The sequence below is a fragment of the Stenotrophomonas sp. genome (assembly GCF_032103445.1).
Classification (GTDB): Bacteria; Pseudomonadota; Gammaproteobacteria; order Xanthomonadales; family Xanthomonadaceae; genus Stenotrophomonas.
Genome location: NZ_DAMDFR010000034.1, coordinates 1 through 13773, shown reverse-complemented (window position 1 = coordinate 13773; position 13773 = coordinate 1). Strand labels below are relative to the sequence as shown.

Here is a 13773-nt window from a genome sequence, read left to right as displayed (position 1 = left end):
CGTGTGCAGGGACATGGCGTTGACACGCATGGCGTGTCACTACGACCCATGGTCGAGCGATCATGTAGGGACACGCCATGCGTGTCCGCGGAAACCCGGCACCGGTGGTCAGCCGCGAATCAACGCCAGCTCCAGCACCACCCAGCCCACGAACGCCACCAGCAGAATTCCGCCCTCACGCCGGCTGACAGTCAGGTCCCCACGGAGCATCGGGTACAGCACCAGCACGAAGGCGATTGCCGCAGGCAGCTCCAGCTTCACGAACGATTCCGGCAGCGCAATCGGGCGCAGCGCAGCCATGCCGCCCACCACCACCAGCAGGTTGAACAGGCTGGAGCCGATTACGTGGCCGAGCACCATGTCGCCCTGCCCGCGACGCGCGGCCACGATTGCCGCCGCAATTTCCGGCAACGCGGTGCCGATCGCCACCGGTAACAGGCCCACCAGCAGCGGTGACCAGCCCAGTCCGGCCCCGAGCACCGGCGCGGCACCCACAATCCAGCGCGCACCGTAGTACAGCGCCACGCCGGCAAACACCACCCGCAACAGGTTGAGGAACAGGCCGGTGCGGGTCATTGCGTAGCCGGCTATGGCTTCGCGCACCGGCTCCGCTTCGCGCCGCGCCGCACGCAGCAGGAACGCCAGCACGCCGACGAAACCCAGCAGCATCAGTGCGCCTTCCCAGCGCGCGATGACCCCGTCCAGGCCGAATACGATCAGCGCCAGGCTGACCACCGCCAGCAGCACCAGCAGTGGCGACAGCACCCGGGCCCGTACCAGCAGCGGCGCGGCCAGCGCGGCGAGGCCCAGGGTCAGACCGACATTGACGATGTTGCTGCCCACCGCGTTGCCCAGCGCCAGGTCCTCCGCTCCCACCGCGAAGGCGCGCACGTTGACCACGAGTTCCGGCAGCGAGGTCCCGAAGGCGACCAGCAGCAGCCCCGCGACGAACGGCGAGGCCCCAAAGCGCTGCGCCAGCCCCGAGGCCGCTTTGACGATGGAATCCCCACCCAGTGCCAGCAGCACCAGGCCCAGCACGAACCAGATGGCAGCAGCGATCATCGGTCTCTCCCCATGATGCCGGGCATGGCCCGGCGTTCCCATGTGCCCGGCGGGGCACCTCCCGGTGCCTACGCTACCTCAACTGCAGCCTTCCACGTAGTCCACCTGCGGGGTCTGGCCAACCCGCCACGCGGTAACGGTGCCATTGCCACCGATCTCGAAGTTCAGAATCGCGCCGCCCTCGGCGGCCGGCCGCACCCGCAGGTTGTGCCCGTTCTGCTCGTACTTGTGCGGGGTCAGGTCCGCCCGCTCCGGATACAGCGCCTGCAGCTCGCCCAGGGTCATGCCGACCTTGCCGCCACCCGGGGCGACGATGCGGTCGTTGCGCACGTCATAGCGGACCAGCTTGCGGCCCTCGATCATGAAGACCACATCCTCGGCCTGCGCTCCCTGCGGGCGCAGCGCATGGCAATAGTCATCCGGCACGTCACCCTGCAGCGGTTCGTTCCAGGCGGTTTTCAGCGCGTCCAACGAAGCACCCAGAGTCGCCGCGCCATAGCCGTCCAGACGCGCAGGTCCGCCGCCCGCAGTCGCGCCATTCTGTGTGGTGGGCATCGGCGCAGGTGCGGCCGGTTCGCCTGCGGCGGCAGGCCGTGATTCATCGGCGGGTACCACCGCCGGGGGCCGCCGGTCGCAGGCGGCCAGGGACAACACCATACCGATGGCCAGAACGCCTCCCAGCTGTTTCATGAGCACACCTCCTCCGTTCAGTGCCGGCAGCGTAGTCGCTCCGGCGTGCAGCGGATGCATGCAAGCGAGCGGCTGTCATCACGCTTTCACCTGCCCCGTTCAGGCTCGGCATGCACCGCATCGACACCTCTCCCCATGCAACCGCGCAAGACCGATCTCGCCCGCGACGCCCTGCAGGCTCACCGTGCGCCGCTGGACATGCGCCAGCGGCGGCTGCTGATCATGTGTGACGGCCAGCGCGATATTGCCCAGCTGACTGCGCTGATCGGCCCGGAAGCGCCGGCGATGGTGATCCAGATGATCCAGGCCGGGTATCTGGTGTCTGCGCCGGAGCCGGCGGTGGTGGTGGCGGTGCCTGCTGCAGTAGCAGCTCCCGCTGCGGCGGAGCCGGCACCGGAGCGACGTCGCTCATTGGTGGCCGCGCGGATTTATCTGCTGGGCATTCTGGAGCTGCAGCGCAATCCGCAGGCGGCGGCGCTGTATCGGGATCTGCAGATGGCGCGGGCCGAAGGGGATGTGGTGACAAGCCTGCGGACGGCGTTGGAGGCGCTGCCGGGGATGACGTCCGAAGGCTATTCCCAGCGGGTAAGGCAGCGCGTGATGGAAGCGCTGCCGCTGGAGCATTGCGAGGCGGTCACACCGTGAAATGCTTCCTCAACCCCTGCCAGCACTGCTGATACCCACGCTGGCGATGCGCGGCCTCCATGGCCTGCGCGGTCGGTCGAATAACCCCACGCGTTTCGAACATGAAGGCCATCGTGTCCTTGATCACGTCCGGCTTGCTGAGATCAGCCGCCGACGCCTTCTCGAACGTCGCCGCATCCGGGCCATGACCGCTCATGCAGTTATGCAGCGAGGCACCGCCGGGCACGAACCCTTCCGCCTTGGCGTCGTAGGCACCGTGGATCAGGCCCATGAACTCGCTGGCGATGTTGCGGTGGAACCACGGCGGGCGGAACGTGTCCTGCGCCACCAGCCAACGCGGCGGGAAGATCGCGAAGTCCATGTTGCTTGTTCCCGGCGTGTCGCTCGGCGAATGCAGCACCAGGAAGATCGACGGGTCCGGGTGGTCGTGGCTGATCGAGCCGATGGTGTTGAAGCGGCGCAGGTCGTAGCGGTACGGCGCGTAGTTGCCGTGCCAGGCCACCACGTCCAGCGGCGAGTGGTCGATGTCGGCGCGCCACAGCTGCCCCTGGAACTTGGCGATCAGCTCGAACGCGCCTTCCACGTCTTCGAAGGCCGCGTGCGGGGTCTCGAAGTCGCGCGGGTTGGCCAGCCCATTGGAGCCGATTGGCCCCAGGTCGGGCAGCTTCAGCAGCGCGCCAAAGTTCTCGCAGATGTAGCCCCGCGCCTGCCCGTCGGGCAGCTCCACGCGGAAGCGCACACCACGCGGCATCACCGCGATCTGCTGGGGTTCGATCTCGATCACGCCGAACTCGCTGAGCAGGCGCAACCGGCCCAGCTGCGGCACGATCAGCAGTTCGCCATCGGCGTTGTAGAAGTAACGGCCCTGCATGTCCGCCGTAGCGGCATACAGATGGATACCCACACCATGATGCGCGTCCGGTGCGCCGTTGCCGCCCATGGTGTACAGCCCATCGACGAAATCGGTCGGCGTGGTCGGCAGCGGCAACGGGTCCCAGCGCAGCTGGTTGGGCGACACCGCACCGTGCGCGAAGTCGCTGTGCAGGTACGGCTGCGCGTAGGGGGTGAACTCCCCATGGGTGACCGCCGGGCGAATGCGGTAGACCCAGCTGCGCCGGTTGCTGCCGCGCGGGGCGGTGAACGCAGTGCCGGACAGTTGCTCGGCATACAGCCCCCGCGCCACGCGTTGCGGTGAGTTGCGCCCGACCGGAAGGGTATCCGGCAGGGCTTCGGTGGCGAATTCATTGCCGAAGCCGGTTTGATAGCCGCGTGAAGCGATGGACGGGGACATGGGGGCCTCCGGTTACAGTACGCCGCGCTTGATCTGGTCGCGCTCGATGCTTTCGAACAGCGCGGTGAAGTTGCCTTCGCCGAAGCCTTCGTTGCCCTTGCGCTGGATGATCTCGAAGAAGATCGGGCCGATGCAGTTCTGGGTGAAGATCTGGAGCAGCTTGCGCTGCTTGGTCTCCGGGTCGGCGTCGATCAGGATCTTGTTCTTCGCCAGACGGGCCACGTCTTCGCCGTGGTTGGGGACGCGCTGGTCGATCACGTCGAAATAGGTGTCCGGCGTGTCCAGGAACTCCACGCCCTGAGCACGCATCGCTTCCACCGTGTCGTAGATGTTCTCGGTGAAGCAGGCGATGTGCTGGATACCCTCACCCTTGTAGGCATCGAGGTATTCGTTGATCTGGCTCTTCGGGTCGGACGACTCGTTCAGCGGAATGCGCACGATGCCGTCCGGCGCGGTCATTGCCTTGGACACCAGGCCGGTCTTCAGGCCCTTGATGTCGAAGTAGCGGATCTCGCGGAAGTTGAACAGCCGCTCGTAGTAGTCCGACCACTGCTGCATGTTGCCGAAGTACAGGTTGTGGGTGAGGTGGTCGATGAAGGTCAACCCGAAGCCGACCGGATGCTGGTCGACGCCCTCGATCGGCGCGTAGTCGGTGTCGAACATGCTGCCGTTGGCACCATAACGGTCCACCAGATACAGCATGCAGTCGCCGATGCCCTTGATGACCGGAGCCGGCACCGCCTTGGATTCGGGCTTGAAGTCGACCGCCTCGGCCCCGTTGCCCAGCGCCATCTGGTACACCTGCTCGCCCGGCTTCTGGAAGCGGATGGCGAAACCGCAGGCACACGGACCATGCTTGGCGGCGAAGTCTGCAGCGAACGAGTCCGGGTCTTCGTTGACCAGGAAGTTCACGTCGCCCTGGCGATACACGGTGATGGCGCGCTGCTTGTGGCGCAGCACCGCGGTGAAGCCCATCTTGCGGAAATAGTCGTGCAGCTCGGCACCACGTCCTGCGGGCGCTGCGAATTCGACGAACTCGAACCCGTCGATTCCCATCGGGTTTTCGAAGGTGGTCACCTGCATGCCCGGGTTGGGGGCGTGAGTGGCGGTGCTGGGCTGGCTGCTCATGACGTGGCTCCAAAACTGGCCCCACCTGAAAAAACCAGATGACGGGCGGAAGGCAGACCCGCGAGAATGCGGAGTCCGGAATGAAGGTTTATAGTTTCATATGAAACCACCATCAAGGTGCACTGCAGCATGAATCCGCCCGATCCCGCCAGCCAGCGCATCCGCGCCTCGCACGCCCTGCTCGACCTGGAGCAGTTTCTGCCTTATCGGCTCAGCGTCCTGTCCAACCGGGTCAGCGGCAACATCGCCAAGCTGTACGGCGACCGCTACGGGCTGGCGATCCCGGAATGGCGGGTGATCACCATCCTGGCGTTATACCCGGGGTCTTCGGCCAGCGAGGTCTCCGACCGCACCGCGATGGACAAGGTGGCGGTCAGCCGCGCCGTGGCCAGACTGCTGGAGCGGGGCTTCATCAAGCGTGAAACCCATGGCGACGACCGCCGCCGCTCGGTGTTGGCGCTTTCGGCCGCCGGCTTCGAGGTGTACGAGACGATTGCTCCGCTGGTAATCGAGATCACCCGCAAGCTGATGTCGGTGCTCAGCGAAGAGGAAGAACAGTTGTTGGAGAAGCTGATCCTGCGCCTGGCCGGGGACGGCCTGCAGCGCATGGATGAGGGGTGATGGCAGCGTACCCACCAACGGTGGGTACCTACCGCGTTGCGTGCACGCCCGGTAGGTGACGACCGTTGGTCGTCACCGGAGATGCTTCTTCCGCGCGTGCACCCAGGGTGCGGCCAATGCCCCGATCGCACCGGCGGCCAGCCCCAGTGAGGCCGCCACGGCGGCGGCCTCCACAGCGTTCGGCAGGGCCAGCGCCGCGATCACCAGGATGGCCGACGGCAGGCCGATGAACGTGGCCATGAAGTAGCGCCAGCGCGGCACCCAGGTGCCCACCTGGAGCAGGCTGACCGGGACCCACGCTTCGCCGGAGGCGTCTTCGGCCACCTTGGCGGCGGTCTTGACCAGGTCCACTTCCACCGGCCCCTTGCCCTGGCGGACGGTGGCCAGCATCTGCGCCACCTCCTCGACCGGCGGATACGACGCAGGCCAGAGGGTCGGCGCGGGAACGCCATACGCGGTCAGCAGCGGCACGCTCAGCCACGGGGCCAGCAGCGGGCGCAGCTTGCGCCGGCCCAGCACACACCAGACCTGCGCAGTGCCATGCGCCACCACGCTGTACAGCGCCAGCTCGCCCGGCTCCGGGTACGGCAGTACATGCACGCGCGCGGCCATGCTGTCGTAGCCCATCTGGCGCAGGAAGCCGGGGCGGGTGCGTCCCTCGTGTGCCCAGGCCAGACCCAGCGCGGCGACCAGATACGCCCCGGCCGGATCCTTGGCCCCGGCACTGGCGCGGTCGTCGCTGGCCAGGAAGAACGCCAGCGACTTGGGTTCGGCCACATCGGCATGTTCCCAGCGGCCGCTGTCGCCGATCACGTGCTTGAGCGGCAAGCGCGCCGGCTGGGTGTCGGCCGTGGCGGTGTTGTGCAGATAGGGCAGCACAGACAGCACAAAGGCCTGCAGGTCCACGCCACGGTTGCCGGCACCCTGCCACTCGCTCGGCAGCAGGCCGGCCAGGGCTGGATTGCGGGCCAGCCGGTCCAGCTGCGCCTTCTGTTCCACCAGCTTCTGCACGGCGGCCTTGAGCAGCACGTTGTCCGGCACCGAAATCAGCGGCAGGCGGTACAGGGTAGAGCCCGGCGACGGCGCGTCCGCCTCGCTGCCAAGGGCATCGGGCGAGGAGTGATCATCGAGCAACACTTCGGCCGGCGGCAGCGCAACGCCCGCCACGGCCGCCGCTGTGGTTTCGGAAACGGTGTCGCTGGTGCCGGGCTGCATGCGGGGTTGGTCCTCAAGGGTGCGCCACAGTCGGGTGCGGCGTCAGGTCCTTGGGGGTAACGGCAGTGCGTGGAGTAACTGTAGGGCCGAGCGTTGAAGATGTGACACACCGCGCTCTTTTCATGGCAGTCTGCTGCGTTATCGCAGTGAGCAGGAAGCGCGCGTGTCAAAAAGGATGTCGTGGGTGTGCTGCACCCTGTTGGCTGGACTACTTACCCCAGGATGGGCAATGGCTTTTTCAAAGACGCTGACGCTGTTTTCCGAAGTCGAAGGCACCGTGGTGATGGACGGACAACCGGTCGCCGGCGTGCAGGTTGAGCAGGAGCATCACTGGCACTGGAAGGACCAGCGCGGCACCGCCACGGTGACCACCGATGCGCAGGGCCGCTTCCGCTTTCCCGCGGTGACCGCCACCTCGTGGACCGCCGGGCTGCTGCCGCATGAGCCGGTGATCGGCCAGCGCATCACCTTGCGCTACCAGGGCAAGACGCATAAGGGCTGGGTGATGAGCAAGCGCAACTATGACGCCCAGGGCGAGGTGCCCGGGCGTGCCTTGCGGTTTGTCTGCGATCTGAGCGACGAGGCTGTGGCGCATCCGGAAACGGAGACGTTCGGAATCTGCCGACTGGTGTGAGAAACCCAGCCTACCGATGACGTAGAGCCGCGCCGCAGTACGTTTGCGGCAGCCGCGAAGAAGAACGCGTCGCCACGCGTCCATTCAATGACGTGCCGACGACGTTTTGCCGAGTTTACGGAGCCCAGGCCTGCACGAACGCCAGGAAGCGTTCGCGGTTGTAGCCCTTGGGCTGGCCCTTGTCCGCTTCCAGTTCGCCGGTGAACTGCGAGTGCAGCAGCTTGCCGTCAGCGTCGAGCACGAACAGGTGCGGGTAGCCCTTGATCGTCGGGAACTGCGACAGGAAGGCCGCGTTCTCGTTGTCTTCGCTGTAGTTGACCTTCATCCACACGTACTTCGTATCGACCAGCGTGCGGACGTCGGCATCACCTTCGATGAAGGCATCCAGCAGGTGGCACCAGGAACACCACTCGCCGCCCACATCGAGCACGATGCGCTTGCCAGTGCGGCGGGCTTCGGCCTGCGCGACCGCCAGGTCGGCCGCCGGGTCACGGGCCGGGTCGAAGCGGGTGTTCAGTGCCGCCACATCGGCGGCCACCGGTGCGCCGGACTCAGCGACCGGTGGCTGCGCGGAGGCAGGCGATTGCGCAGGCGCGGCGGTGGGAGCCGAGGAGGGCGAACAGGCGCACAGCAGGCCCGCCACTATCATCGAAAAACACCCCGTCTTCATGCGCATCGCAGACCTCACTTGACGCCGTGCATCAGCTTGTTGATCAGCGGCGCGATCAGGAACAGCACCACGCCCGAACCGATCAAGGCCCAGAAGCCGAAGGTGTAGCCCTTCAGCGCCGACTCGACAGTCATGCCGCCTTCGCCGCTGACCGCACCGGCAAAGATGCCGGACAGGTTGTTGCCGATGCCGGTGGACAGGAACCAGCCGCCCATGCCGAAGCCAACCAGGCGCACCGGAGCCAGCTTGGTCACCATCGACAGACCGATCGGCGACAGGCACAGCTCACCCACCGACTGGATCACGTAGACCATGAACAGGGTCCAGAACGGGATCTTGCCCTCCACGACCATGGTCGACAGGGCCAGCATCAGCAGCGCGAAGGCCGCGCCATTGAACAGCAGGCCCAGGCCGAACTTGCGCGGAATGGACGGGTTGGCGCTGCCCAGCTTGACCCAGATCCAGGCAATGATCGGAGCCAGGGTGATGATCGCCACCGAGTTCACCGACTGGAACCACGCGGTCGGGAAGGTCCAGCCACCCAGGTTGCGGTTGACGATGTTGTCGGCCAGGAAGGTGAACGAGCTGCCGGCCTGTTCGAAGAACATCCAGAACATCACGTTGAAGGTGAAGATGATCAGCATCGCAATCACGCGGTCACGCTGCACCTTGCCCTCGCGGATGCCTTCCACCAGCAGCAGCACTGCCAGCGCGACGAACAGCACACCGAGAATCCAGGCCAGTGCGGTGGCACCGGTGGAGAGCAGGAAGTAGGCCACCGGAATGGCCACCAGCGAACCCACCAGCACCATCACGATGCGGCCGTAACCTTCGGCACCGGCCGGCGGTGCGCCGATGCCCTTCAGGCCGGCACGACCGACGTAGAACCACACCAGGCTGAGCAGCATGCCGATGCCCGAAGCGATGAACACCATCTTGTAGGACGGCATGGCTTCGGTACCGAAGATCTTCTCGGCCAGGAACTGGGTCAGCACCGGCGCGATCATCGCACCGACGTTGATGCCCATGTAGAAGATGGTGAAGCCCGAATCGCGGCGCTCATCCTTCAGGCCGTACAGCTTGCCGACCATGGTCGAGATGTTCGGCTTGAACAGGCCGTTGCCGATGATGATCGTGGCCAGGCCCAGCTCGAACACTTCCTTGACCGGCATCGCCACCATGAACAGGCCGGCCGCCATGATCACCGCACCGGTCAGGATCGAGCGCTGATAGCCCAGTACCCGGTCGGCCACATAGCCGCCGAAGATCGCCGCGGCGTACACGAGCGCCAGATAGGCACCGTAGGTGCGGCTGGCCGCGCCCTGCCCGGCGGCGTCGCCGTCGAAGAACTGCGCCACGATGTACAGCACCAGGGCCCAGCGGATTCCGTAGAACGCAAAGCGTTCCCAGAACTCGGTCATGAACAGCATCCACAACGGACGCGGGTGGCCGAGGGTGGTCTTGAACTCCGGCAACGCCGGTTCGGGAACGGATTTCGCGGCGTCTACGCTCATGCGGGATTCCTGGGTTCGGTGGAAGACATGCACGTCCGATGTGCGAAACAACCCGGGAGAATTCCAGAACTTGGGCGTTCACGTCAAATAAACACTTCCGCGTGTTTGCCTGAATAGGGCCTCACCCCGGTGGCAGTGGATCGTCGTTGCGGATCGTGGTGCGCACCTGGAACAGCTCCGGGAAGAAGGTCAGTTCCAGCGCCTGGCGCAGGAACCCCACCCCGCTGGAGCCGCCGGTGCCGCGCTTGAAGCCGATCACCCGCATCACCGTGCGCATGTGGCGGAAGCGCCACAGCTGGAAGGCGGTTTCCAGGTCAACCAGGTCCTCGCACAGCGAGTACTCACGCCAGTAGCGGTCGGTGTTCTCGTAGATGCGCTCGAACACCGGGTGCAGGGCGTCGTCGGCCACATGCGCGGTCTGCCAATCGCGGTGCTGGTACACCTCGGGGATGGCATGGCCGAAGCGGGCCAGGTAGCGCAGGAACTCCTCGTACAGGCTGGGCGCGTCCAGCACCTGCTGCAGTTGGGCCTGCCCGGCCGGGTCGTGCGAGAACACCTGCAGCATCTGCGCGTTCTTGTTGCCCAGCAGGAACTCGATGTAGCGGTACTGCAGCGACTGGAAGCCCGAAGAAGGCCCCAGCACGTCGCGGAAGCCCATGTACTCGGACGGGGTCAGGGTTTCCAGCACCGACCACTGCTCGGTCAGCTGGCGCAGCACCTGTTTGCTGCGGGCCAGCACCTTGCGGCACTGCCAGACCTCGTCGCGCTGCAGGAAGCCGATCGCCGCGCGCAGCTCGTGGGCCAGCAGCTTCAGCCACAGCTCGGAGGTCTGGTGCTGGATGATGAACAGCATCTCGTCGTGGTGCGGGGGGTTGGACAGCGGCTGCTGGGCGCTGAGCAGCTGGTCCAGGCGCAGATAGCCCCCGTAGGTCAGGCGGCCCTCCAGGTCGGTGTGGATGCCGGCTTCCAGATCGCGTTGGTTCTTGTCGACAGACATGGCGGTGACCGCATAAGGGGGTGCAAGCGTAGCGCAGCGGCCGCCCTACGGTGGCGTGTGGTCGCCCCGTTCAGCGCGGTCGCCGCTGCGACCCATTGCCGCGGCTGCCCCGGCGTGAGCGCGCTCATGCGCCGTTGCGGCAACTGAATACGTTGATGTTATTGGCCTTTCCGGCCTGACAGCGGTATACCCGGAGGCTGCCAGGCGGTTTCCTTGTTGCGCCGCAGGACGGCTTTTTCGTACGCCTTCCTTAACATGGCAATTCATATCATTTGTAACTTCCTGTCGAAGGTGCAGTACGCAATGACGGTTGCCGCTGAGTTCAAGATCGAATACCTGCAGTACCTGGACACGGACGGTAACCTCGTCCGCGATGACCTGCCCGAGGCCCTGCGCGACCCCAAGGCGCTGCTGCCGATGTTCAAGCAGATGCTGTTCGTGCGCGTGTTCGACGGCAAGTCGATCGCGCTGCAGCGCACCGGCAAGCTGGGCACCTACGCGGCCTGCCTGGGCCATGAGGCCGCGCACGTGGGCATCGGTGCTGCCATGCAGAAGGACGACGTGTTCGCGCCTTCGTACCGCGAATACGGCGCGATGTTCATGCGCGGCGTGCGCCCGCGCGATGTGCTGATGTACTGGGGCGGCGACGAGCGCGGCAATGACTACGGCGGCAACGCGGCCAAGGACTTCCCGTTCTGCGTGCCGATCTCCACCCAGTGCCTGCACGCGGCCGGTGCGGCGCTGAAGTTCAAGCTCAACAACGAGAAGCAGATCGCCGTGGCGGTATGCGGCGACGGCGGCAGCTCCAAGACCGACTTCTACGCCGCGCTGAACTCGGCCGGTGCCTACATGCTCCCGCTGATCCTGTGCATCGTCAACAACGGCTGGGCCATTTCGGTCCCGCGTTCGGCCCAGACCGGTGCCGAAACCCTGGCCCAGAAGGGCCTGGCTGGCGGCCTGCACTGCCTGCAGGTGGACGGCAACGACCTGATCGCGGTGATGGCTGCCATGCTGCAGGCGCGTGATCGCGCCCTCGCCGGCGACGGCGGCACCGTGCTGGAACTGATGACCTACCGCCTGTCCGACCACACCACCGCCGACGACGCCCGTCGCTACCGCGACGACGCGGAAGTGAAGGACGCCTGGCTGCTGGAACCGATGCTGCGCCTGCGCAAGTATCTGACCAACGCCGGTGTGTGGAGCGAGGCAGAAGAAGCGGCCTGGACCGCCGAGTGCGGCAAGCGCGTAGATGAGGAAGTGAACCTGTACCTCAACACGCCGGTGCAGCCGGTCGAGGCAATGTTCGATTATCTGTACGCCGACCCGCCGCAGGACCTGCTGGCCCAGCGCGCGCAGGCCATTGCCCTGGAGCAGCGTCATGGATGAGCTCAAGCACGTTTCCAGCACCACCGCGCAGACCCACGCCGCCGACAGCGCCGCCCTTGCGCGCGGAGAACAGACCATGACCAGCACCCCCATCACCCTTATTGAAGCCATCACCCAGGCCTTGGCCTGGGAGCTGGAGCACGACAAGTCGGTGCTGGTGCTGGGCGAGGACGTGGGCGTGAACGGCGGCGTGTTCCGCGCCACCGCCGGCCTGCAGCAGCGCTTCGGCGCGGACCGCGTGCTGGACACTCCGCTGGATGAAACCACCATTGCCGGCCTCACCATTGGTCTGGCCGCACAGGGCATGAAGCCCGTGGCCGAAGCCCAGTTCGACGGCTTCATGTACCCGATGGTCGACCACATCGTCTGCCATGCCGCGCGTCTGCGTTACCGCACGCGTGGCCGCCTGAACTGCCCGATGGTGCTGCGCGTGCCGTGGGGCGGTGGCATCCGCGCGCCGGAACACCACAGCGAAGCCAACGAGGCCATCTTCACCAACGTGCCGGGCCTGCGCGTGGTCCTGCCGTCGTCGCCGCAGCGTGCCTATGGCCTGCTGCTGGCTGCGATCCGCGAACCGGATCCGGTCATCTACATGGAGCCCAAGCGCATCTACCGCCAGTACAAGGAAGTGGTGGTCAACGACGGTGAAGCCCTGCCGCTGGATGTCTGCTTCGTGCTGCGCGACGGCACCGACGTGACCCTGGTGACTTGGGGCGCGCAGGTGAAGGAAGCGCTGGAAGCCGCCGACAAGCTGGCCGGCGAAGGCATCAGTGCTGAAGTCATCGACGTCGCCACGCTGCGCCCGCTGGACTTTGCCACCATCGCCGAATCGGTGGCCAAGACCGGCCGCTGCGTGATCGTGCAGGAAGCGCCGAAGACCGCCGGCTTCGGCGCGGAAATCGCCGCACGCCTGGCCGAGGAATCGCTGTACGACCTGCTGGCCCCGGTCGAACGCGTGACCGGCTACGACACCCACATTCCGCTGTTCCGCCTGGAAATGAAGTATCTGCCCAGCGTGGACCGTATTGTGAGCGCGGCCAAACGCGCGGTGGCGGCAGGCTGACATGCGGGCCCGTCTTCTAGGCCCGTACCGCAGCCAGTACTCCAACCCGCTCCGGTTCCGCACCGGCCAGATCGTCGAACTGGGTGTTCGTGACGAGGAATGGCCGGCGTTTGCCTGGGTGCGCACCGATGACGGGCGCGCCGGCTGGGCTCCGGTGGCATGGTTGCAGGTGCTGGATGATGGTCGCGCGGAAGCCCTGCGCGACTACGACGCCCGCGAACTGGACGTTGAAAGCGGTGAACTGGTCAAACTGCATCATGAACACGGCGGCTGGTGGTGGTCCGAACGCGCGAACGGCGCGACGGGCTGGCTGCCGGCCCGCGATCTCGAACTGCTTGAAGAGAACTGCACATGAGTGAGAACAAGAACTTCAACCTGCCCGATCTGGGCGAGGGCCTGCCCGACGCCACCATCGTCGAGTGGTTCGTCAAGGAAGGCGACGTGATCCGGCTCGACGAGCCGCTGGTGTCGATGGAAACGGCGAAGGCCGTGGTCGAAGTGCCCTCGCCGTTCTCGGGCAAGGTGCTGAAGCTGTCCGGCGGCCCCGGCGACATCATTCCCACCGGCAGCGTGCTGGCCCAGTTCGAACTGGACCCCAACCTGCCGCAGCGCGCCGACGGCCAGGACACCGGTCACAGCCATGGACATGCCGCACCGGCTGCCGCCCCGAGCACGGGCCAGACCGCACCGGCACAGCCGGACAAGGTGGTGGCCTCCGACGAGGGCGGCGAGATCGCCAAGCCGTCGGCAGAGCGCGATGACGCTGGCACCGTGGTCGGGGCCATGCAGAGCTCCAACGCCGTGCACGCCGAGCAGGCGGTGGCGGTGGGCGGGGTCAAGGCCGTGCCCGCCGTGCG

General features: G+C 66.2%; 15 protein-coding genes. 7 read left to right on the top strand and 8 right to left on the bottom strand.

What is annotated here, in order from left to right; all coding sequences use genetic code 11:
* Positions 1-108: 108 nt before the first annotated feature.
* Both RT551_RS13085 and RT551_RS13080 read right to left on the bottom strand, forming a co-directional pair.
* On the bottom strand, positions 109-1062 hold the full coding sequence (locus RT551_RS13085) for a sodium:calcium antiporter (protein WP_313459361.1): 954 nt from the start codon (positions 1060-1062) through the stop codon (positions 109-111).
* Positions 1063-1140: 78 nt separating this feature from the next.
* Entirely contained in the window at positions 1141-1752 is a 612-nt protein-coding gene (locus RT551_RS13080; RefSeq protein ID WP_313459359.1) for a hypothetical protein, read from the bottom strand.
* Positions 1753-1887: 135 nt separating this feature from the next.
* Here RT551_RS13080 and RT551_RS13075 point away from each other — a divergent pair, with 135 nt between their 5' ends.
* On the top strand, positions 1888-2397 hold the full coding sequence (locus RT551_RS13075) for a hypothetical protein (RefSeq protein ID WP_313459356.1): 510 nt from the start codon (positions 1888-1890) through the stop codon (positions 2395-2397).
* On the opposite strand, the gene hmgA is transcribed toward RT551_RS13075, so the two are convergent.
* Together hmgA and hppD are read right to left on the bottom strand one after the other, a co-directional pair.
* On the bottom strand, positions 2387-3688 hold the full coding sequence (gene hmgA / locus RT551_RS13070; RefSeq protein ID WP_313459353.1) for a homogentisate 1,2-dioxygenase: 1302 nt from the start codon (positions 3686-3688) through the stop codon (positions 2387-2389). The two genes, RT551_RS13075 and hmgA, sit on opposite strands and share 11 nt — an antisense overlap.
* A 12-nt stretch (positions 3689-3700) precedes the next feature.
* The gene (gene hppD, locus RT551_RS13065; protein ID WP_313459351.1) at positions 3701-4816 is read right to left on the bottom strand and encodes a 4-hydroxyphenylpyruvate dioxygenase; all 1116 of its coding nucleotides are present in this window, start codon (positions 4814-4816) and stop codon (positions 3701-3703) included.
* Positions 4817-4945: 129 nt separating this feature from the next.
* Between hppD and RT551_RS13060 the strand changes: the two genes are divergently transcribed.
* Positions 4946-5437, top strand: coding sequence for a MarR family transcriptional regulator (locus RT551_RS13060; protein ID WP_125360569.1), 492 nt, complete (start codon positions 4946-4948; stop codon positions 5435-5437).
* A gap of 72 nt (positions 5438-5509) precedes the next feature.
* On the opposite strand, the gene RT551_RS13055 is transcribed toward RT551_RS13060, so the two are convergent.
* Positions 5510-6652, bottom strand: coding sequence for a hypothetical protein (locus RT551_RS13055; RefSeq protein ID WP_313459349.1), 1143 nt, complete (start codon positions 6650-6652; stop codon positions 5510-5512).
* A gap of 229 nt (positions 6653-6881) precedes the next feature.
* On the opposite strand from RT551_RS13055, the gene RT551_RS13050 reads away from it, so the two are divergent.
* Complete coding sequence (locus RT551_RS13050) at positions 6882-7286, top strand: DUF6795 domain-containing protein (RefSeq protein WP_313459346.1); 405 nt, start codon at positions 6882-6884, stop codon at positions 7284-7286.
* A gap of 115 nt (positions 7287-7401) precedes the next feature.
* Here RT551_RS13050 and RT551_RS13045 read toward each other — a convergent pair whose 3' ends face one another.
* The 3 genes from RT551_RS13045 to RT551_RS13035 all read right to left on the bottom strand — a co-directional run bounded on the left by RT551_RS13045 (position 7402) and on the right by RT551_RS13035 (position 10467).
* Entirely contained in the window at positions 7402-7935 is a 534-nt protein-coding gene (locus tag RT551_RS13045; protein ID WP_313459343.1) for a thioredoxin family protein, read from the bottom strand.
* A gap of 35 nt (positions 7936-7970) precedes the next feature.
* Positions 7971-9470, bottom strand: a complete 1500-nt coding sequence (locus RT551_RS13040; protein ID WP_313459340.1) for an oligopeptide:H+ symporter — start codon at positions 9468-9470, stop codon at positions 7971-7973.
* Positions 9471-9591: 121 nt separating this feature from the next.
* Positions 9592-10467: a tryptophan 2,3-dioxygenase family protein gene (locus tag RT551_RS13035; protein ID WP_313459338.1), complete on the bottom strand. Its 876-nt coding sequence runs from the start codon at positions 10465-10467 to the stop codon at positions 9592-9594.
* A 303-nt stretch (positions 10468-10770) separates the two neighbouring features.
* Between RT551_RS13035 and pdhA the strand changes: the two genes are divergently transcribed.
* The 4 genes from pdhA to RT551_RS13015 all read left to right on the top strand — a co-directional run.
* Entirely contained in the window at positions 10771-11853 is a 1083-nt protein-coding gene (gene pdhA / locus RT551_RS13030) for a pyruvate dehydrogenase (acetyl-transferring) E1 component subunit alpha (protein WP_313459336.1), read from the top strand.
* Entirely contained in the window at positions 11846-12916 is a 1071-nt protein-coding gene (locus tag RT551_RS13025; RefSeq protein WP_125361934.1) for an alpha-ketoacid dehydrogenase subunit beta, read from the top strand. Before pdhA ends, RT551_RS13025 begins: the two co-directional genes overlap by 8 nt.
* Position 12917: 1 nt before the next feature.
* The gene (locus RT551_RS13020) at positions 12918-13271 is read left to right on the top strand and encodes an SH3 domain-containing protein (protein WP_313459334.1); all 354 of its coding nucleotides are present in this window, start codon (positions 12918-12920) and stop codon (positions 13269-13271) included.
* On the top strand, positions 13268-13773 hold a 506-nt coding region (locus RT551_RS13015; RefSeq protein WP_313459332.1), incomplete at its 3' end, for a biotin/lipoyl-containing protein. The genes RT551_RS13020 and RT551_RS13015, both read left to right, overlap by 4 nt.